At 66.0% G+C, this 21,190-nt stretch carries 21 protein-coding genes and 1 pseudogene; 14 read left to right on the top strand and 8 right to left on the bottom strand.

What is annotated here, in order from left to right:
- The first annotated feature begins 4 nt into the window (after positions 1 to 4).
- The 3 genes from DIE03_RS26000 to DIE03_RS25990 are packed head-to-tail and all read left to right on the top strand — an operon-like array spanning position 5 to position 2,747.
- On the top strand, positions 5 to 1,276 hold the full coding sequence (locus tag DIE03_RS26000; RefSeq protein ID WP_124455180.1) for a high-affinity branched-chain amino acid ABC transporter permease LivM: 1,272 nt from the start codon (positions 5 to 7) through the stop codon (positions 1,274 to 1,276).
- A complete protein-coding gene (gene livG, locus DIE03_RS25995) occupies positions 1,273 to 2,046 on the top strand; it encodes a high-affinity branched-chain amino acid ABC transporter ATP-binding protein LivG (protein WP_124455179.1) in 774 nt (257 codons plus the stop codon). The genes DIE03_RS26000 and livG overlap by 4 nt, the downstream gene beginning before the upstream one ends.
- On the top strand, positions 2,046 to 2,747 hold the full coding sequence (locus tag DIE03_RS25990) for an ABC transporter ATP-binding protein (protein ID WP_006484776.1): 702 nt from the start codon (positions 2,046 to 2,048) through the stop codon (positions 2,745 to 2,747). Before livG ends, DIE03_RS25990 begins: the two co-directional genes overlap by 1 nt.
- Positions 2,748 to 2,834: 87 nt before the next feature.
- Here DIE03_RS25990 and DIE03_RS25985 read toward each other — a convergent pair whose 3' ends face one another.
- Positions 2,835 to 3,686 carry a LysR substrate-binding domain-containing protein gene (locus tag DIE03_RS25985; RefSeq protein WP_124455178.1) on the bottom strand — a complete coding sequence of 284 codons (852 nt, stop codon included), beginning with the start codon at positions 3,684 to 3,686 and terminating at the stop codon, positions 2,835 to 2,837.
- Positions 3,687 to 3,819: 133 nt separating this feature from the next.
- Here DIE03_RS25985 and DIE03_RS25980 point away from each other — a divergent pair, with 133 nt between their 5' ends.
- From DIE03_RS25980 to DIE03_RS25970, 3 genes are read left to right on the top strand one after another with little or no spacing between them, the layout of a single operon-like run.
- The gene (locus DIE03_RS25980) at positions 3,820 to 4,803 is read left to right on the top strand and encodes a hypothetical protein (RefSeq protein ID WP_124455177.1); all 984 of its coding nucleotides are present in this window, start codon (positions 3,820 to 3,822) and stop codon (positions 4,801 to 4,803) included.
- A gap of 29 nt (positions 4,804 to 4,832) precedes the next feature.
- Complete coding sequence (locus tag DIE03_RS25975) at positions 4,833 to 5,822, top strand: 2OG-Fe(II) oxygenase (protein WP_124455176.1); 990 nt, start codon at positions 4,833 to 4,835, stop codon at positions 5,820 to 5,822.
- Positions 5,823 to 5,835: 13 nt separating this feature from the next.
- Positions 5,836 to 6,759, top strand: a complete 924-nt coding sequence (locus tag DIE03_RS25970; RefSeq protein ID WP_124455175.1) for a DMT family transporter — start codon at positions 5,836 to 5,838, stop codon at positions 6,757 to 6,759.
- Between the two features lie 113 nt (positions 6,760 to 6,872).
- On the opposite strand, the pseudogene DIE03_RS25965 reads toward DIE03_RS25970, so the two are convergent.
- Positions 6,873 to 7,001: pseudogene (locus DIE03_RS25965) on the bottom strand (DUF2000 family protein); the annotation flags it as partial.
- Positions 7,002 to 7,165: 164 nt separating this feature from the next.
- Between DIE03_RS25965 and DIE03_RS25960 the strand changes: the two are divergent.
- Both DIE03_RS25960 and DIE03_RS25955 read left to right on the top strand, forming a co-directional pair.
- Positions 7,166 to 7,765, top strand: coding sequence for a nucleotidyltransferase domain-containing protein (locus DIE03_RS25960; RefSeq protein WP_124455174.1), 600 nt, complete (start codon positions 7,166 to 7,168; stop codon positions 7,763 to 7,765).
- Positions 7,734 to 8,183: a DNA-binding protein gene (locus tag DIE03_RS25955; protein WP_260434955.1), complete on the top strand. Its 450-nt coding sequence runs from the start codon at positions 7,734 to 7,736 to the stop codon at positions 8,181 to 8,183. Before DIE03_RS25960 ends, DIE03_RS25955 begins: the two co-directional genes overlap by 32 nt.
- A 40-nt stretch (positions 8,184 to 8,223) precedes the next feature.
- On the opposite strand, the gene DIE03_RS25950 is transcribed toward DIE03_RS25955, so the two are convergent.
- From DIE03_RS25950 to DIE03_RS25940, 3 genes are all read right to left on the bottom strand, one after another.
- The gene (locus DIE03_RS25950) at positions 8,224 to 8,631 is read right to left on the bottom strand and encodes a DUF2000 domain-containing protein (protein WP_124455173.1); all 408 of its coding nucleotides are present in this window, start codon (positions 8,629 to 8,631) and stop codon (positions 8,224 to 8,226) included.
- Between the two features lie 44 nt (positions 8,632 to 8,675).
- On the bottom strand, positions 8,676 to 9,533 hold the full coding sequence (locus tag DIE03_RS25945; protein ID WP_124455172.1) for an AraC family transcriptional regulator: 858 nt from the start codon (positions 9,531 to 9,533) through the stop codon (positions 8,676 to 8,678).
- Positions 9,534 to 9,606: 73 nt separating this feature from the next.
- Positions 9,607 to 10,524 (bottom strand): AraC family transcriptional regulator, encoded by a 918-nt coding sequence (locus tag DIE03_RS25940; protein WP_124455171.1) that lies wholly within the window; start codon positions 10,522 to 10,524, stop codon positions 9,607 to 9,609.
- 89 nt (positions 10,525 to 10,613) lie between these two features.
- Here DIE03_RS25940 and DIE03_RS25935 point away from each other — a divergent pair, with 89 nt between their 5' ends.
- Entirely contained in the window at positions 10,614 to 11,666 is a 1,053-nt protein-coding gene (locus DIE03_RS25935) for an RNA-guided endonuclease TnpB family protein (protein WP_124455170.1), read from the top strand.
- Between the two features lie 118 nt (positions 11,667 to 11,784).
- Positions 11,785 to 12,534, top strand: a complete 750-nt coding sequence (locus DIE03_RS25930; RefSeq protein WP_124455169.1) for an SDR family oxidoreductase — start codon at positions 11,785 to 11,787, stop codon at positions 12,532 to 12,534.
- A gap of 68 nt (positions 12,535 to 12,602) precedes the next feature.
- On the opposite strand, the gene DIE03_RS25925 is transcribed toward DIE03_RS25930, so the two are convergent.
- A complete protein-coding gene (locus DIE03_RS25925; protein WP_124455168.1) occupies positions 12,603 to 13,904 on the bottom strand; it encodes an aspartate aminotransferase family protein in 1,302 nt (433 codons plus the stop codon).
- Between the two features lie 78 nt (positions 13,905 to 13,982).
- On the opposite strand from DIE03_RS25925, the gene DIE03_RS25920 reads away from it, so the two are divergent.
- Both DIE03_RS25920 and DIE03_RS25915 read left to right on the top strand, forming a co-directional pair.
- The gene (locus tag DIE03_RS25920; RefSeq protein WP_185658223.1) at positions 13,983 to 14,867 is read left to right on the top strand and encodes a LysR family transcriptional regulator; all 885 of its coding nucleotides are present in this window, start codon (positions 13,983 to 13,985) and stop codon (positions 14,865 to 14,867) included.
- A 540-nt stretch (positions 14,868 to 15,407) separates the two neighbouring features.
- Positions 15,408 to 16,727, top strand: a complete 1,320-nt coding sequence (locus DIE03_RS25915; protein ID WP_124455166.1) for a nitrous oxide reductase family maturation protein NosD — start codon at positions 15,408 to 15,410, stop codon at positions 16,725 to 16,727.
- Positions 16,728 to 16,741: 14 nt separating this feature from the next.
- Here DIE03_RS25915 and DIE03_RS25910 read toward each other — a convergent pair whose 3' ends face one another.
- A complete protein-coding gene (locus DIE03_RS25910; RefSeq protein ID WP_260434954.1) occupies positions 16,742 to 17,686 on the bottom strand; it encodes a response regulator transcription factor in 945 nt (314 codons plus the stop codon).
- A gap of 143 nt (positions 17,687 to 17,829) precedes the next feature.
- Between DIE03_RS25910 and DIE03_RS25905 the strand changes: the two genes are divergently transcribed.
- Both DIE03_RS25905 and flhC read left to right on the top strand, forming a co-directional pair.
- A complete protein-coding gene (locus tag DIE03_RS25905; protein ID WP_124455165.1) occupies positions 17,830 to 18,153 on the top strand; it encodes a flagellar transcriptional regulator FlhD in 324 nt (107 codons plus the stop codon).
- Positions 18,150 to 18,782 (top strand): flagellar transcriptional regulator FlhC, encoded by a 633-nt coding sequence (flhC, locus tag DIE03_RS25900; RefSeq protein ID WP_124455164.1) that lies wholly within the window; start codon positions 18,150 to 18,152, stop codon positions 18,780 to 18,782. Before DIE03_RS25905 ends, flhC begins: the two co-directional genes overlap by 4 nt.
- Here the strand turns inward: flhC and DIE03_RS25895 are convergent.
- Positions 18,779 to 20,605: a hybrid sensor histidine kinase/response regulator gene (locus tag DIE03_RS25895; RefSeq protein WP_124455163.1), complete on the bottom strand. Its 1,827-nt coding sequence runs from the start codon at positions 20,603 to 20,605 to the stop codon at positions 18,779 to 18,781. The genes flhC and DIE03_RS25895 overlap by 4 nt on opposite strands.
- Positions 20,606 to 21,190 lie beyond the last annotated feature (585 nt).

The raw sequence follows: 21,190 nt of genomic DNA, 5'->3' as shown, positions 1-21,190 counted from the left end.
GCAGATGAGTCAAGTCATTTCCGTTCGCGGCCCGGCCGCCGACGCTTCGATCGGCCAGGCGCTGAAGAATGCCGTGGCCGCCGCGTTCCTGACGGCGATCCTCACGATTCCGGTGCTCGGCCTGCAGTTGAAGCTCGACGGCTATCAGGTCGTGCTGACGCCGCATTGGCGGCCGGTCTGGATCGCGGTCGCGGCCGTGTTCCTGTTCCAGCTGTTCAAGCCGTGGCTCGTGCGCGCGAAAGCGGCCGTGAAGCTGCCGGCGGTGCCCGCGATGGGCGCGCAGCAGCAGCGCGTGATCATCTGGGGGCTGCTGGCGGTCGGGCTCGTGTGGCCGTTCTTCGGTTCGCGCGGCGCGGTGGACGTCGCGACGCTCGCGCTGATCTACGTGATCCTCGGCCTCGGGCTGAACATCGTGGTCGGTTTCGCGGGCCTGCTGGATCTCGGCTATGTCGGGTTCTACGCGGTCGGCGGCTATACGTACGCGATGCTGAACCAGTATTTCGGGCTGTCGTTCTGGGAATGCCTGCCGATCGCGGCGATCGCCGCGGCGACGTTCGGCTTCCTGCTCGGCTTCCCGGTGCTGCGCCTGCGCGGCGACTATCTCGCGATCGTCACGCTCGGCTTCGGCGAAATCATCCGCCTGCTCGCGAACAACCTGACGAGCCTGACCGGCGGCCCGGACGGCATCTCGAGCATTCCGAAGCCGACGGTGTTCGGCTTCGAGATGGCGCGCTCGGCGAGCGTCGAAGGCGCGAAGACCTTCCATGAACTGATCGGGCTGGAATACAGCGGCGAGCACATGGTGATCTTCCTGTACCTGATCGCGCTGGTGCTGGTCGGCTTCACGCTGTTCGTGACGAGCCGCCTGATCCGCATGCCGATGGGCCGCGCATGGGAAGCGCTGCGCGACGACGAGATCGCATGCCGTTCGCTGGGCCTCAACCCGACGCGCATCAAGCTGTCGGCGTTCACGCTCGGCGCGGCGTTCGCGGGGATCGGCGGCGCGTTCTTCGCGGCGCGCCAGGGCCTCGTGAATCCCGAATCGTTCACCTTCATCGAATCGGCGCTGATCCTCGCGATCGTCGTGCTCGGCGGGATGGGGTCGCAGCTCGGCGTGATCCTCGCGGCAATCCTGCTGACCGTGCTGCCGGAAGTCGCGCGCGGCTTCGCCGAGTACCGGATGCTGATCTTCGGTCTGGTGATGGTGTTGATGATGATGTGGCGTCCGCAGGGCCTGTTGCCCGCGAGCCGTCCCCACGTGGAGCTGCCGCAATGAGCGCGAATGCAGAACTGTTGAAGGTCGCCGGGCTGCAGATGCGCTTCGGCGGGTTGCTCGCGGTGGACGGCATCGATTTCGACGTGCGCCGTGACGAGGTGTTCGCGATCATCGGGCCGAACGGTGCGGGCAAGACCACGGTGTTCAACTGCGTCGGCGGCTTCTACAAGCCGACCGGCGGCGACGTCGTGCTCGACGGCCACGCGATTGCGGGGCTGCCGAGCCACAAGATCGCGTTGAAGGGCCTCGTGCGGACGTTCCAGAACATCCGCCTGTTCAAGTCGCTGACCGTCGTCGAGAACCTGCTCGTCGCGCAGCACCGCAAGGTGAAGGCGGGGCTGCTGCACGGGCTGTTCGCGACGCCCGCGTATCGTCACGCGGAGAAGGAAGCGCTCGAACGCGCGGCCGTGTGGCTCGACCGGATGGGGCTGACGTCGGTCGCCAACCGCCAGGCCGGCACGCTGTCGTACGGGCACCAGCGGCGTCTGGAGATCGCGCGCTGCATGATCACCGAGCCGCGCCTGCTGATGCTCGACGAGCCGGCGGCCGGCCTCAACCCGCAGGAAAAGATCGAGCTGCAGCACCTGATCGACAAGCTGCGCCGCGAGTTCGGCGTGTCGGTGCTGCTGATCGAACACGACATGAGCCTCGTGATGGGCGTGTCCGACCGCATCCTCGTGATGGAGCACGGCCGGCCGATCGTGATCGGCACGCCGGAAGCGGTCCGCAACGACCCGCGCGTGATCAAGGCGTATCTGGGGGAAGAGTGATGCTGAAGCTGGAACAGGTCCATACGCACTACGGCGCGGTCGAGGCGCTCGCGGGCGTGTCGATCGAGGTGAACAAGGGCGAGATCGTCACGCTGATCGGCAGCAACGGTGCCGGCAAGACGACGCTGATGATGACCGTGTGCGGCACGCCGCGCGCATCGTCGGGCCGCGTGCTGTTCGAGGGCAACGACATCACCGCGATGTCGACGCACCAGATCATGCGGCAGGGGATGGCGATCTCGCCGGAAGGGCGCCGCGTGTTCCCGAGCCTGACGGTGCTCGAGAACCTGAAGATGGGCGGCTTCTTCGCGAGCCGTCACGAGATCGACGACGGCATCGAGCACGTGTTCAAGCTGTTTCCGCGCCTGAAGGAACGCGCGGCGCAGCGGGCCGGCACGATGTCGGGCGGCGAGCAGCAGATGCTGGCAATCGGCCGCGCGCTGATGAGCAAGCCGCGCCTGCTGCTGCTCGACGAGCCGACGCTCGGCCTCGCGCCGCTCGTGATCGCGCAGATCTTCGACATCATCCGCACGATCCGCGACGAAGGCGTCACGGTGTTCCTCGTCGAGCAGAACGCGAACAAGGCGCTCGGTGTGGCCGATCGCGGCTACGTGCTCGAGACGGGGCGCGTGGTGCTCGCCGACACGGGTGCGAACCTGCTCGCGAACGATCGCATCAAGCAGGCCTACCTCGGCGGTTGATGCCGACAGCCGCCGGCCTGCAACGGGCCGGCGGCGTTCTGCTTTCGATGTTTCCGCATGCAAGGCCGGTTCGCGGCCTTGTCTTCCCTAGCCGATCCTGAACGTGCTTTTCAGAACGTCGCGCAGATGCAGCGCGGCGCGGTTGCTGTCGTCCGTCAGGATCGTGATCAGGTGCGGCGGGAGATCGGGCAGCACGATGCCGGCGACGTGACTCGTCAGGTTGCCCGACACGCGGTCGTGCTCGATCAGGCCGACCGCGAGACCGTTCGCGATGCAGGCCTCGACCGCCGGCGAACTGGCGCTTTCGAGCAGCATCCGGTGCGCGATCTTCGCCTTCTTCAGCGCGTTCAGCGCGGTGTCGCGGTACGGGCAACCCTGCAGTTGCACCGCGATCGGCAACGGCGCATCGGGATTGAACTTGAACGTGCGCGCGGCGACCCACACCGGATGGGTCTTGCTGAGCAATTCGGCGTGCGGCGGCGCCTTCGGCACGACGGCGATCGTGATGTCGAGCTGGCCGCGCGAGAACAGCAGCTGCAATTCCTCGCTGGAACGCGCTTCGACGGTCAGTTCGAGCAACGGGCGATCGGCGGCGAAGCGCGGCAGGAATTCCGCCATGAAGTGCGCCGCGTAGGAATCGGGAATGCCGAGGCGCAGCTTGCCGGTCAGCATCTGCGGCGACAGCGATTCGACGAGCCGGTCGTGGCTCAGCAGGAACTCGGTGGTGTCGCTCAGCAGCTTGTGGCCGTACTGCGTGAGTTCGACGGCCTGGTTGTTTCGCGTAAACAGGCGCTGCGCGACCATCTCCTCGAGCTTCTGGATCTGCGCGGTGACCGACGACGGGCTGCGGTTCACATGAACGGCCGCATCCTTGAACCGGCCGAGCTTCGCGACGGCGTGGAAGGTTCGCAGCAGGTCGACGTCAAGGGTGCGCGGCATGATTTGGTTTTTCCGAATCAGTAATTCAGGTAATGTCGATTGACGGAATTATTGAGCATCCCATATTCTCGGGTCAACAGGCAGACAACGGCAGGCAGCCGGTCGGGCGTTGCACGCATCCGGGGAACGATTCATGTCGATCAATGATTTTGTCGTAGATGCATTGGTGCGGGACAGGAAGCTGAAGGCGGAGTTGGTATGGACGGTCGAGAATCACGAGAAGTATTCGACGCTGAATCGCACTGACGACGATGATGCGCGGCGGAGGGAAGCGGGTCGAGAAGTCTTTTCGCTGATGCGCAACCTGAACGAGCTGGGCGTGCGGAGCCCGGCGCTGTGCGCGGATCGCGACGGCAACGGTTCGTTGCGCGAAGCGATCGGCGCGTTGAGCGAGCGGCTGGCCACGTTGTCGCGCGGCCGCGATGTCCATTACATCGAGCTCGGGCCCGAGCCGGTGAAGACGACCGAGCTGATGAAGGGCGTCAGCGGCGGCGGGCCGGACCATCTGCGCTACACGGCCGTCGACATCAACGAATCGTCCGAAGACGCGATGCGGCACGCGATCATGCCGTTCCTGAAAACGCCCGGCTGTTTCAACTACATCGCCGACGATTACCGGAACGTGCAATGGAACCATATCGACCTGGGCCAGGACGTGACGTTCATCACGATGCTCGGGTTCCAGGAAGGCAACGAGTTGCCCGTGACGATCGGCCGGCTCATCCGCAATCTCGGCGGCCGGTCGACCTACGTCGTATCGGAGATGCAGCTGCTCGTGGAGGGGCGCGAAGAGCCTATCTACAACTTCTACCGGAACGAGAACATGGTGCGGTTCTCCGAGATCGTCAGCCGGCAGCAGGGCTTCGAGCCGCTCGGCGAGCATCATGTGTCGATCGTGCGGCTCAATCTGCTCGGCGACCAGTTCCATGTCGCGGTCACGCTGCAACCGGTGTCGAAAGCGGGAGCCGACGGGCATCTGATCACCAACGTCTGCCTGAAATACACGCCGGAGCAATTCCGCCACGTGCGCCTGAGCCACGGCAATTGCCGCGTGATTGACGAGTTGCGCAGCGGCGACGGCAGCGTCGTGTACCAGATTGCGCAGTTCAAGAGCTGAATGCCGAAACGTCGACAGCGAGGCGCGCGATGAACAAGGGAAATGCATTGCCGGTGTTTGCGCGAGGGTTCGATCGGGTGAGGCTCGCGTTGCAGACGTCGCTGTCCGCCGGCGTGAACGTCGAAGGCGCGATGGATGCGTCGAAGGAACCGATGCGCTGGACCGGCGCATGCCTGCGCGACGGTTATCAGGTGCGATATCGCCGCAACCTCGACGATCTCGGCTACCGCGATGTGCCGATGCGCGGCACGCGCTCGGATTCGCTGAATGCGGTGTGCCATCTGCGCGGGCTGTTCTCCGACGAAGCGGTGAGTGCGTTGCGCGAGATCGGTCGCGCGCTCGAGCGCAGCGCGTCGAGCAGCAACTGGATCATCTCGAAGCGCGTGCGTGCGGTGACGAACCGCTCGCGCTTCATCGACGACATGATGCACGACCGCGCATTCCTGATGCGGGTGTCGCGTCTTGCCGGCGCGCCGCTGATTCCGTATCCGATGGTCAATGCGCGGTCGCAGTTCAACTACTACTATCCGACGGGCTCGCGCGCCGACGGCAAGGAACAGCTGGGCATGTGGCACACCGACGGCACCAGTTTCGTGCTGAACATCGTGCTGTCGGATCGTTCCGACTATGAGGGCGGCAACTTTCTGTTCTACGAATCGACCGCGGAGACGTTCGATCGTCACGACAGGGAACGCCGGCATGTGAGGGCCGCGAATCTCGACAACGCGGGCGACGCGCTGCTCATCTACGGCAGCAAGCTGTTTCATGGTGTCGAGCCGGTCGTGGCCGGGCGCCGCATGTCGCTGGTGCTGTCGTTTCATTGCCCGTACACGCGCGAGGACGACAACGGGTTCTGGCATCTCGCGTCGGACGACGGCATTCCACGCACGATCGTCAACTGGCTGGCGCTGCAGCGCGCGCTCCGGGACGACGCCGAGCTGCAGTATCGCCGCCTCGGGCTCGAGCCGATCCGGCCCGAGGACCTGCACGACCAGCGCCTGTCCCCGGCCACTTTCTGAGAGCCGTCGCCCCATGCAGCTATTCCTGCTTCAGCTCGTATTCGTGTTGTCGTGGAGTTCCGGTTTCATCGGCGCGAAGCTCGGCGCGGAGACGGCCGGCGCATTCAACCTGCTGTTCTGGCGGTTCCTGCTCGTCACGCTGTGCCTGGCGATCGTCCTCAATCGCCAGCTCGGGCGGCTGACGCTCGAGAAAATCCGCTATCACGCGGTGATCGGCTTCCTGTCGCAGTTTCTCTATCTGACCTGCGTGTATATCGCGATCCAGCACGGCCTGCCGCCGGGCATCGCGGCGATCGTCGCGGCGCTGCAGCCGCTCATCACGGCCGCGATGACGTCGCTCGAAGGCAGCGAGCGCAGCGGGGCGCGCCAGTGGGCCGGGCTCGTCGTCGGGTTCGTCGGCGTGGGCATCGTGATCGGCGGGCAGTATGCGTTGCCGGCCGGGTCGGTCGGGATCGTCATGTACCTGCTGCCGCTGGTGTCCGCACTGGGGCTGTCGATCGCGACGATCTATCAGCGCCGGCGCGCGCTGACGGCCGCGCGCAGCAACGAGGACGGGCTGTTCCTGCCGCTGTTCGTACAGGGGTGCGTGAGCCTCGTGCTGTTCGCCGTGTGCGGAATCGTCACGGGCAACCTGCATGTGCCGACGCAACCGAACGTGTGGGTGTCCGTCGTGTGGTTGACGCTGTTCTCGACCTTCATCGCGTATCTGTCGCTGTGGGCGTTGCTCAAGCGCATGCCCGCGACGCGCGTGGCGACCCTCGTCTATCTCGAACCGCCGGTGACGCTGATGTGGGCCGCGTGGATGTTCGGCGACCGGATCGAGGTGACGACCTACGTCGGCATCGTCGTCGTCGCGATCGGCGTGTGGCTGGCCGGCAAGCACGTCGAGCGGCCCGCGCGGCCGCGGCGCGCGGAGATGGAGGCGGCCGGCCGCTGACGGTCTGGCCGTACGGGCGTTTCCGGCGTAGCGTCGCGAGACAGTCCGACTCGCGAAGGAACCCTCACGCATCGCTGACCCGAAGCACCGTACCGGCTTCGACGCTTCAGCGTTCAAGCATGCAACGCCAGCCCCTTCACCGCCTTGTCGACGGCCTTCTTCGGCCCGTGCAACGCCAGCCCGACCAGATCGGGATTCACCGCATCCTCGGCGCGAAACGCTTCGCGGTTGGCCGCGTCGTGCCTGGATTCGGCGCCGGATGGCGCGCTGGTCGCAGTCAAAATGTAGTCGAATCGGCTTCAATTGTAGTCGAATATGCTACATTCGGATCTTTCGTCGGCGTCGGTACAAAATCGGCGACTTGGACTATGCATTGTAGCTAATTCAGCTACAATTGAAGCCAATCATGCTACGATCCATTGCCTCGACCCTGTTTAGCGACTACCGGCGCCGCGTGCTGGGCTTGCTCCTGCTGCGGCCCGAACAGGCGTTGCACGTCCGCGAAATCGCTCGTTTGACCGGCACGACGCCCGGTACGCTTCACAAGGAACTGAGCAAGCTGGCCGAAGCCGGCATCCTGAGCAGGGATCGGCAAGGTAACCAGGTGCGCTATCACGCCAATCGAAGTTGTCCGATCTACGAGGAACTGGCTTCGATCATGCGAAAGACGTCGGGGTTGGGTGATGTGTTGTCCGAAGCGTTGTTGCCCTGCACGGAGCAAATCAGCGTGGCGTTCGTATTCGGTTCCGTTGCGCGTGGCCAGGAGACGGCGGACAGCGACATCGATGTGATGGTGATCGGCTCAGTTGGCTTTGCAACGGTGGTCCGGCTGCTTTACGACGCACAGACAACATTGGGGCGCGACATCAATCCCAAGGTACTGGCGCCAGACGAGTTTCGCGACGGCGTCGCCGGGCAGGACGCATTTTTGCGAGACGTGCTTGGAAAACCCAAGATATTCCTGATTGGTAGCGATGATGACCTTGCAGAACTTGCTCGGCGTTAGTCTCGATGCGGTCGAACCGGACGGCGGACAAGCGGCGCGCCTGCTGGCCGCGGCGGAACGGAATCTGGCCGATGCGCAACTCGCAGGGTTGAGCAATGAAAACCGCTTCGATGCCGCCTACAAGGCGATCATGCAACTCGCCATGCTTGCATTGCACGCGAACGGCTTTCGTACATTGACGAGTCGGCCAGGGCACCACCAGACGGCGATCCAGACGCTTCCGCAGACGATTGGTTTGCCGGTCGCGCGCATGATCGTACTCGACGCGCTGCGCAAGCAGCGCAATCTGTCCGATTACTCCGGGGATGTGGTTCAGTCGTCAGCCGTTCGCGAGTGTTTCGATAGCGCGGCCGCGCTCATGATCGATGTAAAGGCATGGCTGGCGGGGAACAAGCCTGAGTTGCTGGGCACACCGTAGCCGTTACCGTGTCGAAGTGCCGACTCGAAACGTTGGTGCGTCAGGCATGCAACGCCAGCCCCTTCACCGCCTTGTCGACGGCCTTCTTCGGCCCGTGCAATGCCAGCCCGACCAGATCGGGATTCGCCGCATCCTCGGCGCGAAACGCTTCGCGGTTGGCCGCGTCGTGCCCGGTCGAGAACATCGCGCGCACGTAGGGCACGATCGTCAATTCGCGCGACAGCGCCTGCCGGTGCGCGGCCTGCAACCCGTTCAAATCGGCCGCGAACACCAGCATCGGCTGGCCGAGCATCCGGCTGTAGCGGCGGCCGGCCGCATCCTCGTAAGGCTCGCCGAGCGCCTCGGGCGCACCGGCCGCGACACCCGTCGCGAGAAACGCGACGACATTGAGTTTCTGCCACGCTGCGAGATCGTCACGCACGATCAGCGCTACTTTCGTATCGAACATGCTTGCTCCTGGTTGGAGCGCCCATGATCGGATGCCGCGCGCGATCAGTCTGGAACGTTTGTGCAAAGTTGCCGGTATGCGGCCGGCGTGATCCGGTACGCGCGGCGGAACCAGCGGCCCAGATGGCTCTGGTCGGCGAAGCCGACGTCCGCGGCCGCTTGCGCGGGCGTGCGGCCGGCCGCCAGCAACCGCCGCGCGGCGCGCAGCCGCAAGCGCACCAGGTACGCATGCGGCGACGTGCCGAATGCGCGCTGGAACATCCGCGTCAGCCGGAACCGGTCGATGCCGGCGACGCTGGCCAGTTCGTCGAGCCCGAGGTTGCCGTCCATCTGTTCGTGCAGCAGGTCGCGCACGCGCGCGATCGCGGGCGGCACGACGCTGCTTTCCAGCGCGAGCGGGCCGCGCAGTTCCCCGCCGAGCCGCGTCAGCAGGCGGTCGAGCGTCTGGTCGCGGGCGAGCCGGCCTTCGTTGTCGTGGATCGCGAAGAATGCGTTCCGGATCGCGTCGACGAGGCTGCGGTCGTCGACGAGCGTATGGCCGAACGTGGCTTCGACGCCGCCGAGGCCCGGCAGGTCCAGCCGGCGCGCCGCGCGCTCGACCCACGCTTGCGGCAGGTACAGCATGCCGTAGGTGAAGCCGCCGGCTTCGGGCGCATGGCCGTCGTGCATCGCGCCCGGCTCGATCAGGATCGCCCGGCCCGGCACGCTGGTATGCAGCGACCGGTGGCACTGGAAGCGCTGCACGCCCTGTTCGGTGAAACCGACGAGCATGTCGTCGTGATCGTGCGCGTCGTAGGCATGGCCGTTGAAATGCGCGTGCAGGCTTTCGATGCCGGTTTCCGCATCGCGCCGTGCGACGAGCCAGTGGTCGGTCGTGGCGGAGGCCTTGGCCGCTGTCGTCATCGGATGCCTCGCGCGTCGTCGTTGGGTGACGGGTAGTGTACGCAGGTCGCGCAATGGCGGTGGCGGGCGCGGCTCATGCGTCGTTCGTCGCCGCCTGTTCGTCGCGCGCATATTGCGCGGGCGGCCGGCCGACGTGCCGCGTGAACGCGACGCTGAACGTGCTCGCGGAACTGTAGCCGACGCGCGCCGCGATCTCCGCGATGCGGCCTTCGTTGCGGCGGAGCAGGTCTTTCGCGAGCGCCATGCGCCATGTGAGCAGGTATTCCATCGGCGCGACGCCGACCGCGCGGCTGAAGCGCTCGAAGAACGTCGAACGCGACAGCGCGGCCTCCTTCGCGAGTTCGACGATGGTCCACGGATGCGCGGGGCGTTCGTGCATCCGGCGGATCGCGGCCGCGAGGCGGCTGTCGGCGAGCCCCCGCACGAGGCCGGGCGACGCATGCGTGCCGGACGTGAAGCGCAGCGCTTCGATCAGCAGTACTTCCAGCAGGCGCGCGAGCACGATCTCGCGGGCAGGGCGCTGCGCGCGCGATTCGTCGCGCACCAGTTGCACGAGCGTGGTCAGCCGCGGTTCGCCGCGCACATGCACGAAGCGGGGCAGCAGCGACACCAGCAGCGATGCGTCGGGCGAACCGAAGCTGCAGTTGCCGGCCATCATGCGCGTGTCGACCGGGTTGGCGGGATCGCCGATCCGGAATTCGCCGTGGTCGAGCGCGACCGGCGGCGCGGTTTCGACGCCCGGCGCCGGCGGTTCGAGGCTCGACATCGCGACGCCGTAGGCCGCCGGAATCAGCATGAAATCGCCGGACAGCAACTCGATCGGCGCATGCCCGTCGATCGCGATCCGGCACCCGCCGTCGAGGATCGCGCAGTAGAACGGCTCGCCGGCGACCGTGCGGCTGATCGCCCACGGGCTCGCGCCGCGCACGTACTTCGAGTACCGCGCGCCCGGTTGCAGCAGCGTCACGACTTCGGTCAGCGGGTCGATCATCAGTTGCTCCGAGAAACCCCGTCCTTCCGGACGGGGAGGAAAGGCATGCTGTTGACAGGCAGCTTCTTCCACGGGTTAGGATCACCGGCATGATTCTTGTCTATCGCTACCGGGTGAAATCGCTCAACGGACTGCTCAACAAGCAGAGCCGCGCGGTGAACTACGTCTGGAACTTCTGCAACGACACGCAGAAGCACGCGCTCAAGTGGGGCAAGAAGTGGCCGACGGGATTCGACCTGAACGTGCTGACGACGGGGAGCAGCAAGGAACTCGGTATTCACTCCGGCACGGTCAACGCCACGTGCGAGCAATACGCGAAGTCGCGCAGTCAGCGCCGTCGGCCCTACCTGCGCTATCGCGGCAGGAAATCGCTGGGCTGGGTGCCGCTGAAGGGGCGTGACCTGAAGCGCGAGGGTGACGCGTTCCGTTTTGCCGGCAACACGTTTCGCGTGTTCAACAGCCGACCGCTTCCCGACGGCAAGATCAAGGACGGGACCAACTTTGCTCAGGATGCACGCGGTAACTGGTTTCTCAACATCGTGATCGAGATGCCTGATGTGCAGGCCCGACCTATCCGTTCCGGCGTCGGCATCGATCTCGGCCTGAAAGACTTCGCCACACTTTCGACCGGAGAAAAACTGCCGAACGACCGGTTCGGCCGACGCGCGGCCGAGAAGCTGGCGAAAGCGCAACGGGCGAGAAAGCACAAGCGGCATATCGCGAAGCTGCACGCCAAGGTCGCGAATGCGCGTGCCGATTTCCAGCACAAGCTCGCGCTCGATCTGGTGCGGCGTTTCGATTACATCGCGGTTGGCAACGTGTCGGCTGCCAAACTTGCCAGAACCAGGATGGCGAAAAGCGTCTACGACGCATCCTGGTCGTCCTTCCGAAACAAGCTCCGCTACAAGGCGATCGCGCACGGGGCCACGTTCGAGGAAGTGGACGAAAGCGGTTCGACCCAGTCCTGTTCGTCGTGCGGATCGAAAGACAGCACGACGCGGCCGAAAGGTATCGCGGGACTGCGAGTAAGAGAATGGGCCTGCAGTGACTGTGGTGTCGAGCATGATCGAGATATCAACGCTGCGCTGAACATTCTCCGATGCGGACGTGCATCGCCAGGTGTGGGAATCCTCTCCCTTTAGGGAGAGGAGGACGTCAACGCCGGACTCTCGCAAAAGAAAAGCGGATTGTCGATTGTAGCGAATACGGTTCCCGCCATCTATCGTACGGACACGTGCTCAATACACCCGAGGAGTTCGCATGAAGACCGTACTGATTACCGGCTGTTCCTCCGGCTTCGGCCTCGAAATCGCGCGCTATTTCCTGGCGCGCGACTGGCAGGTCGTCGCGACGATGCGCAAGCCGAACGACGACGTGCTGCCGCCGTCGGAGCGCTTGCGCGTGCTGCCGCTCGACGTGACGAACGCGGACAGCATCCGCGCCGCGATCGACGCGGCCGGCCCGATCGACGTGCTCGTCAACAACGCGGGCTTCGGCGCGGCCGCACCGGCCGAACTCATGCCGCTCGACACGGTGCGCGCGCTGTTCGAGACCAACACGATCGGCACGATCGCGCTCACGCAGGCCGTGCTGCCGCAGTTTCGCGCGCGCGGCGCCGGCGTGGTCGTGAACGTCACGTCGAGCGTTACGCTGAAGGCATTGCCGCTGCTCAGCGCGTACCGCGCGAGCAAGGCGGCAGTCAATGCCTATACCGAATCGATGGCGGCCGAGCTCGAACCGTTCGGCGTGCGCGCGCACCTCGTGCTGCCGGGCCGCGCGCCCGACACGCGTTTTTCCGAGAACGCACGGGCCAACATACACGGCTTCGAGCACGAAGCGTATGCGGACTTCGTCGGCAAGACCGTCGCGCGAATCCTCGATGCGTCGGGGCCGATCACCCATGCGGAGGATGTCGCCGAAGCCGTGTGGTGCGCGGCGACCGATCCGTCGAGCCCGATGCGCATGCCGGCCGGTGCCGACGCCGAGGCGTGGGCGGCGGAAGCAGCCTGATCGATCGGGAATCCGTCGCGCCGGTCGGCTGAACCGGCGCGACGGATCGCATGACGCGGAGCAGGGCGTTACAGCACGCGCGTGATCGCCTGCTCCAGCAGCGACAGGCCGAGGTCGATTTCTGCGTCGCTGACGGTCAGCGGCGGCGCGATCCGGAACACGCCGCCCATGCCGGGCAGCTGCACGATGTTCATGCTGAGCCCGAGGTTCATGCACTCGCGCGTGATCTTCGCGCCGAGCCCGTCCGCCGGCTCTTTCGTCCGGCGATCCTTGACGATCTCGACGCCGAGCAGCAGCCCGCGCCCGCGTACGTCGCCGATGCAGTCGAACCGCTCCATCAGGTCGAGCAGGCCGCGCCGCAGCCGCTCGCCCATCGCGTTGGCGCGCGCGACGAGCCCGTCGCGCTGTACCACGTCGAGCACGCGCAGGCCGACCGCAGCGGGCAGCGGGTCGGACACGTGCGTCGTATAGAACAGGTAGCCGAGCTCGTGCGCGCGTTCCTCGATGGCCGCGGACGTGACCATCGCCGCGAGCGGCAGCCCGGCGCCGAGCGTCTTCGACAGCGTCAGGATGTCGGGCGTCACGCCGTCGCGCTGGCACGCGAACATCGTGCCGGTGCGGCCGACGCCCGTCTGCGCTTCGTCGAGGATCAGCAGCATCCCGCGTTCCTCGCACTTGCGCTTGAGCGCCGCCATATAGCCTTCCGGCAACTCGATGATCCCGCCCGAACTGAGGATCGGCTCCGCGATGAACGCGGCAAGGTTGCCGCTCGACTGGCGGTCGATCAGGTCGAATGCATAGTCGAGTTCGGCGAGGAAGTCGTAGGTGCCGTTGCGCTCGAAGCGCGGCCGGTACGTGAACGGCGCCGGAATCGCGAACGAGCCGACCGATGCCGGGCCGACGCCCTTGCGGCCCGCGCTGTACGTGGCCGACGCGGCCGCGCCCGTCATGCCGTGCCACGACTGCGCGAAGCCGACGATCTCGTACTTGCCGGTGACGAGCTTCGCCATCCGGATCGCCGCTTCGTTCGATTCCGCGCCGGTGCTGAGCAGCAGCGCGCGGTCGAGTCCCGGCGGCGTGACGTCGGCGAGGCGCGTCGCGAGATCGACGACCGGCCGCGACAGCATCCCGCTGAACAGGTGGTCGAGCTTGCCCGCGTATTCGCCGATCACGGACACGATCTCCGGATGGCTGTGGCCGAGCACCGCGCTCATCTGGCCCGACGTGAAATCGAGGATCGCGCGGCCGTCGGCGTCGTAGACGAAGCTGCCTTGCGCGCGCTCGATGATCATCGGCTCGAAGGTGCCGCCGTAGCGCACCAGGTGCTGCCTGGCGTTGCGCCAGAAGGTTGGGTCGTCGTTCAGGGACATCGGGCGTCTCCGGGCAAAGGGGCAGGGATCGCTTGCAGTCTAGGTGCGCGTCTGGTTTGATGGAAACGAATAGTTCTTATGCAAGGTAGAAAAGGAGCTAATACCTTGGGGCTTTCGCTTGAAATCGACCTGCTGCGTTCGTTCGTCGTGATCGCCGAGGTGCGTGCGCTCAGCCGTGCGGCGGCGCGCGTCGGCCGCACGCAATCCGCGCTCAGCCAGCAGATGAAGCGGCTCGAGGAGGTCGTCGACCAGCCGCTGTTCCAGCGCACCGGCCGCGGCGTGGTGCTGACGCATCCGGGCGAGCGGCTGCTCGTGCATGCGCAGCGCATCCTGCGGCTGCACGACGAGGCGATGGCCGACCTGTGCGGCACGGGGCTGTCGGGGACGATCCGGTTCGGGTGCCCGGACGATTACGCGGAAGTCTGGCTGCCGTCGCTGCTGCGGCAGTTTTCGAGCCAGCATCCGCAGGCGATCGTCGAAGTGGTGTGCGGGCCGACGCCGCGGCTGATCGAGCAACTGGAGAAGCGTGCGGTCGATCTCGCGATGATTTCATTGCCGGACGACGGCGCGAGCGACGACATCATTCGCCGCGAGCAACTCGTGTGGATCGGTTATCCGGGGCTGGAGCCCGGGCATTTCGACCCGCTGCCGCTCGCGCTGTCCGATCGCGATACGCTCGATCACATCGCAGCCTGCGAGGCACTGGATCGCGTCGGCCGCGATTACCGCGTCGCGTATGCGAGCAGCAGCCTCGCGGGGCTGATCGCGCTGGTGCGCTCGGGCCAGGCGTTCGCGGTGATGACGCAGACGGCCGTGCCGGCCGACCTCGCGATCGTGAACGGCGATCCGCGGCTGCCGCCGCTGCCGGCCGTCGGCATTACGCTGAAGTTCGACCGGAAGCGGCCGTCGCACCTGACGGCGGCATTTGCCGAGCACATCCGGAACGCGTTGCCGCTGTTGTGACGCCTGCCCGATCGGGATTCGATCCCGGTCGCGGCCTGTCGCCTCTCTCCCGACGTTCCGTCCGCTGCGGCACGACGCCCGCGTGCCGCCCTGACGAGTCGTACGCCGTCTCGTTCCCGGCAGCGCGACAGGCCCGGGACCCGTCCTACGACGGTCGCGGGGCTTCTGTCGGATTTACGCGCGCCGACGGCGAAATAGACTTCCAATCGAGCGAAATGATCGTACGGGACAGCACACGAAGCCGGCCGTCCCACGTCGCTCGCGCAAGCGCTTCGGCATGTCGCCCGACGGTCGCACGCTGCCGGCACCGTCGACGTCGACCGCTCTCGGGGGAGCGGCCCGCCTGGTATCGGCAGACGAGCGGGCAATCGCCTGACATGGGCATTGCCCGACTGTTTCCGGACGACATCCGGACGAAATCGTTACGCCCAGATGTTCGACGCGTATCGAGCCGGTGCGCTGGCCGACCGTCGACGCCGTGCGACCGGATGCCGTCGCATCGTGCGCTGCGTCGGGCGAATGCCTATCGAGGGGGTCATCATGACCAGGTCATTTCGTATCGTCGGCGCAGCGCTTGTCGCATGGGCGTGCGCCGTTGCCAGCTTCCCGGTTCAGGTTCGCGCAGCGACGCTCACGGAGTACGCCGCACCGCGGCATGGTGCACGGATGCGGCCGGCGGCACCGGCGCCAGCCTTACTGGCGGCCGCGACGATCCGGCCGGCAAGCGACGGCAGCGACCAGACCGATGCGTTGCAGGGCGCGCTCAATGCGTTGCAGGTCGGGCAGACGCTGGTGCTCGCGCCGGGACGCTACACGGTCAGCCGCTCGCTGTCGGTGGCGACGTCGGGCGTCGTGGTATCGGGCTACGGCGCGACGCTCGTCGCGACCAATCCGTCGGACCAGACGATCGTGATGAGCGGCGCCGGCTCGACACTGGTGGGCGTGACGCTGGTCGGCACCGGCACGACACGGCTCACGACGCCGGCCTCGACCAAGGTCGAGGTGACGGGCACGGGCGTCCAGGTGCTCGGCGTGACGATCGAAGGCGGCGCCAGCGCGGGCATCTTCGTGTTCGGCGGCAGCAACGTCGCGATCGTCGGCAATACGGTGAACGCCACGCTGGCCGACGGCATCCATATGACCTACGGCTCGACCAACGTGCTCGTGCGAGGCAATACGGTGACGGCTACCGGCGACGACCTGATCGCCGTCGTCAGCTATCTCGGCGACGGCCGCATCAGCAGCAACGTGCTGATCGACCATAACGCGGTGTCGGGCAACGCGTGGGGACGCGGCATTGCGGTGGTCGGCGGCCGGGCCGTGACGATCTCGAACAACACGGTCGACGGCGTGCAGAAGGCGGCGGGCATTCTCGTCGCCCAGGAGGACAGCTGGCGCACCTACGGTGCGTCGAACGTCGTGATCGACAGCAACGTCGTCACCCATATCCAGAACTCGACCGTGAACAACGGGCTGCAGCCGACGCAGCAGGCGGCGCTCGAACTGGACACGTGGTCCGGCACGGTGTCGTACGTGACGGTCACGCGCAATCGCGTGACGGGATCGGGCTATTCGGGATTCCGGGCCCTGGGCAACGTATGCGAGTTCGAGGTCGAGGGCAACACGTTCGCGTCGATCGCGGGTACCGCGGTGTCGTTGCTGTCGAGCGGCTGCACGGCCAGCCGGATCGTCGCCGGCGGCAACACGCTGGACGGCGTCGCGCTGGTCCGGCCGGTCGGCGCATCGTCGTCGGGAACGATTCCGGCTGCCGGCGCAGTGACGACGGAGATGCCGCAGGTGCGCACCGCCCTGATGCAGTCGTCGGGCAGTGCGGCGCCGGCGACCGGCGCGGCTCGATGATGTCGCGCCGACGATCAGAGGAGCCCCAGGCGTTGGCCCGCCGCCGCGGCCTGGGTGCGGTTGCGCACGTGCAATGCCTTGAAGATGGCGGTGATATGGGCCTTCACGGTTTTCTCGGACAGCCCGAGCCGGTCGGCGATGAGCTTGTTCGGCACGCCTTCCGCGATCAGGCGCAGCACGTCGAGCTGGCGCAACGTCAGGCGCGGGCTGTCGGGTTCGTGCGCGGGCGGCGGGTCGCGATGCGTCGACTGCAGGTCGAGCAGCAGCGGCGGCACGTATCGCTCGCCGTTCATCACCATCTTGATGGCCGACAGCAGCGTGTGCGCGGTGGCGGACTTGGGGATGTAGCCGAGCGCGCCATGCGTGAACGCGGCGCGCACGTCATGCGGGTCCTCGGACGAAGACAGCACGACGATCGGCAGCTCGGGCCGGAGCTGCGTGATCCCGGCAATCGCGGCGAAACCGTCCATGCCGCTCATTTTCAGATCCAGGACGATGACGTCGAGGTCGGTGTGCAGCTCGAGCAGCCGCATCGCGTCGTCGGCGTTGCTCGCCTGAATGTCGACCATCCCGCCATTATCCTGACGCAACAACGTCGCCACGCCGTCTCGCAGAACCGGATGATCATCGACAATGAGTATTTTCATGAAAATAAAAATAAAGCCGGAGGCAGATCTCTTTCGCTCATGTGGAATTCGGTTTTTTCGAAAAGTCTTAATACTTTGGTCGTATTCGACGCCGTTTTTCCATGGGCTAACGTCGGATTTACATCCGGTAAATCGTGGTTGACACTGAATCGTCGCGGTCTTCGGTGCGCTGGGCCGCACAACGCGCGTAACGAAGACCGCGACGGCAAGGGTTCGGGCCAGCTGCGGAAGCCGAGAGTTTTCGGGGAGCGATCGATCCCGGCTGCTGACTATACGATAAAAAAGAATCGAACGTGCCGATACGGTGCGCATCGTTCATTTCAATTGATTGCTTTCCGGAAATCGGGAATTCGACGCTGAAGCATGCGATTCGCACCGTAAAGCAAGACATTTTCCTTTGCACGAATTTGACGGACGTCTCCATCAGACTGATTCGATATCAATCAAGGTGCAATATGGACACTATCAATGAAGAGGATTTAATTCGTGACCTGAACATGTCTTATCTGTGGCTCGCGCAGCGGTTGCTGCGGGCGGATCGCGCGACCGGCATGTTTCGCCTCGGCGCGACGCCGGAAATGGCGGGCGCGCTGGAAAGCTTGTCGATGCGGTCGATGCTCAACCTGGCCTCGTCGGGGCAATTGATCTGCGCGCTGCGGCTGAGCCGCTGCGACACGGTCGAGGCGCTCGCGCGGCACGCGCCGCCGGACGAAGTCGCGCCGCTGCACGTCGCGCTGGCATTCTCCAGTATCGGGGCGTTCGACCAGGATACGCCGTGAACGGCGGCCCCGATGCCGCGCATGCGGCGAGTCTCGCCGATCACGCACGGCTCATCCTCGATGCCGTGACGTTGATCCGGCTCGGCGCGCGTCCGCAGATGCTCGAGATCGAACTGGCGCTGCCGCATGAGCGCGTGGCCCGCCTGTATCGCGAGGTACGTGGCGTTCCGCCGCCGAAAGGCCTGCTGCCGTTTTCCAGCGACTGGTACATGACGTGGATGGCCAATATCCATGCGTCGCTGTTCCACAACATCTACAGCTTCCTGCGGATCAACGCGCAGTGCTCGCGGCTCGACGCGCTGGTGAAGGCGTACGGGTTGTATGCGGAGCGATGCGGTGCGGCGCAGTGCGATCCGCTGCTCGACCTGACGCGCGCATGGATGCTGGTGCGCTTCGTCGACGGCGGCGTGCTGTCGACGGCGCGCTGTGTCCGCTGCCACGCCGCCTTCGTGATCCATCGTCACGACCTGCGGCCGAATCGCGTCTGCGTCGCCTGTCGGCCGCCCGCGCGGGCAGGCAAGCGCACCAGCCGCGCAATGCAGGAGTCGTCTGCCGGCGATGCGGCCGGCGCGAAGGTCCGCATCGTGCCCGACCCGGCAACGGCCGGCGAGCACGCACGGTGCGGCTAGATCGCGACGTCGCGGGCGTCCGCGTCGGCCGTCGAGCGCCGGCGCGCACCGGCTGTGACGAGATGATCGACCGCCGCGCGCAGTTTGCCGTTCGGCAACGGCCGGTGCAGCAGAACCAGCCCGCGTGCGTGCGCCGCCGCCGATTGTTCGTCGGTCGTGTCGCCGCTGATCAGCAACGCGGGCAGGGCGGCGTCGACGTCACGGCGCAGCCGCTCGATCACCGCGATGCCGTTTTCGCCGCGCGGCGGCAGGTAATCGCAGATCAGCAGATCGGGCCGCCGTTCGCCGGCCGACAGCCGGTCCAGCGCCTCCTTGCCCGAGCGAACCGCGACCGTCTCGTAGCCCCACGTCGCCAGCAGCCCGGACAACCCGGTGCGCGTCGCGCGATTGCCGTCGATCACGACCACGAGCCCCGTCGAACCGGGCACGTCGCCGCGACCGGCGATCGGCATGTCGAGCGGGTCGGGCAGGCATGCGGCGAGCGCGATCGCGACTTCGAAGCACGAGCCGCGGCCGGGCGTCGAGCGCACGGCCAGCCGGCCATCGAGCAGGCCGGCGAGGCGTCGCACGATCGCGAGCCCGAGCCCGAAGCCTTTCTCGTGATCGCGTTCGGCGTTGCCGACCTGGTAGTACTCGTGGAACACGAGCTTCTGCAGGTGATCGGGAATTCCGCAGCCCGTATCCCAGACCTGGATCGCGAGGCGGGTGCCGCGGCGCCGGCAGCCGACGACGATTTTTCCGCGCTCGGTATAGCGCACCGCATTCGCGACGAGGTTGCGCACGATGCGTTCGACCAGCAGCGGATCCGAATGCACCACCGCGCGGCATGGAACGCGCGACAGCGCGACGCCTTTCGCCTGCGCATCGGGCAGGCAGTCGTTGCAGACGGTCTCGAGCACGGTGTCGATGGCAAACGGCCGGCACTGCACGTTCATGCTGCCGGCGTCGAGCCGGGAAAGATCGAGCAGCGCACCGAAGAGCCGGCTGAGCGCATCGGACGAGCGCTCGATGCGCTCGACGAGCCGCCGCCCGTCCGGCGGCATCGGAATGCCGTGCAGCGCACCGATCAGCAGATTCAGCGCGTGCGCGGACTGGCGCAGATCGTGGCTGGCCGCCGCGAGGAATTGCGATTTGGCGAGACTGGCCTGGTCGGCGATGTGTCGCTGGCAGTCGAGGTCGACGGCGAGTCGTTCGATCCGTTCGTTCTGCGTCTGCAGATCGATCGCGTACCGTTCGGCCTTGAAGCGCAGGCGGATGTTCCGTGTGGCCGCACGGTTCGCCAGCAGCCCGAGATAGCCGACCACGCAGGCGATCAGCAGCATCATCGGCGCGGTCGTCCGCTGGAGCGCGTTCGTCGACAGGATCGCGGCGCCGATATACGGGACGGTGGCCGGCAGCAGGAAGGCGATGAACGCCGGGAAGTACGTCCCGAGTACCGGGATGGCGCCGGCGACGACGCCGGTCGTCGCGACGACCACCAGGCTCGCGATTTCGGCATCCGCGTGCGCCGCGAGATGAATCGAAGCCCATCCCCAGCCCATGCCGGTGGCCGTGCTGAAGGCGGAGAACCACAGCGCCCAGCGCCGCCAGTGGCCGGCGGGCGAGCGCGACCGGCGATACAGGCACGACAGCACGATCTGGCCGACCGAGCACGCGGCGATATAGAGCGTCCACGCAAGGCCCGACGCGGCAGGCGGACGGCCGAGCCAGCCGATCGACAGCGTCGCGAAGAGGGCAAGCAACATGCTGCCGACGGCGTAGGGCATCACGGCGTCGTAGACGATCCTGACCTGCTCCGCGGCAATCCGGTCTCGCGACTGCATAGGTGTCCACCCAGGTCGCTGCGCACGGCAGCGGGGAGTATCGGCGCGCCTGGCACAGGCGCGTATTCCCGTCACTTCAGCATAGTCGCTGCGATCGAGAAATACGCGTTGTTTTCTTGATTCATTGGAAAACTAATAAGGAATGCAAATGTAATTAGAGCGTGAAGATTGCAATTCGCCCGGGGCGTGTCAATGGTGTTCCGGCGTTGCGCAATCGGGTACACGCGATCGGGCAGGCGGGGCAGCGATGCATCGAATGCACCGTCATGACGAGCGCTTTCTACAGGTTCGCGGGAGAGTCGTCGTTGCAACAGACGGCACCGGTTGCCGAACCTGTCTGGAACGGGGCGTCGTTGCCGTGCGTGCCGATCGCGATGAGGCTGCCGCGGCGGGAGGTCGCGTGTGCAGTGAAGGGGACGATGGGCCGGCGTCATGACGGATGCTCGGCGGAGGATGCGTCGGTCACGTTACGACGCGTACCTGTATCCGCTCGAGAGCGGGACGTGACGAAGGGGGGGGGGGGGGCGAGCCATTGCATTTCGGGGGGGGTGGGGGGGTTTGTGTTTGTGGGAGGGGTGATTCGGT

It is taken from the genome of Burkholderia sp. Bp8992 (assembly GCF_003853705.1).
Lineage (GTDB): Bacteria > Pseudomonadota > Gammaproteobacteria > Burkholderiales > Burkholderiaceae > Burkholderia.
This window is presented reverse-complemented; position numbering and strand designations above follow the sequence as displayed.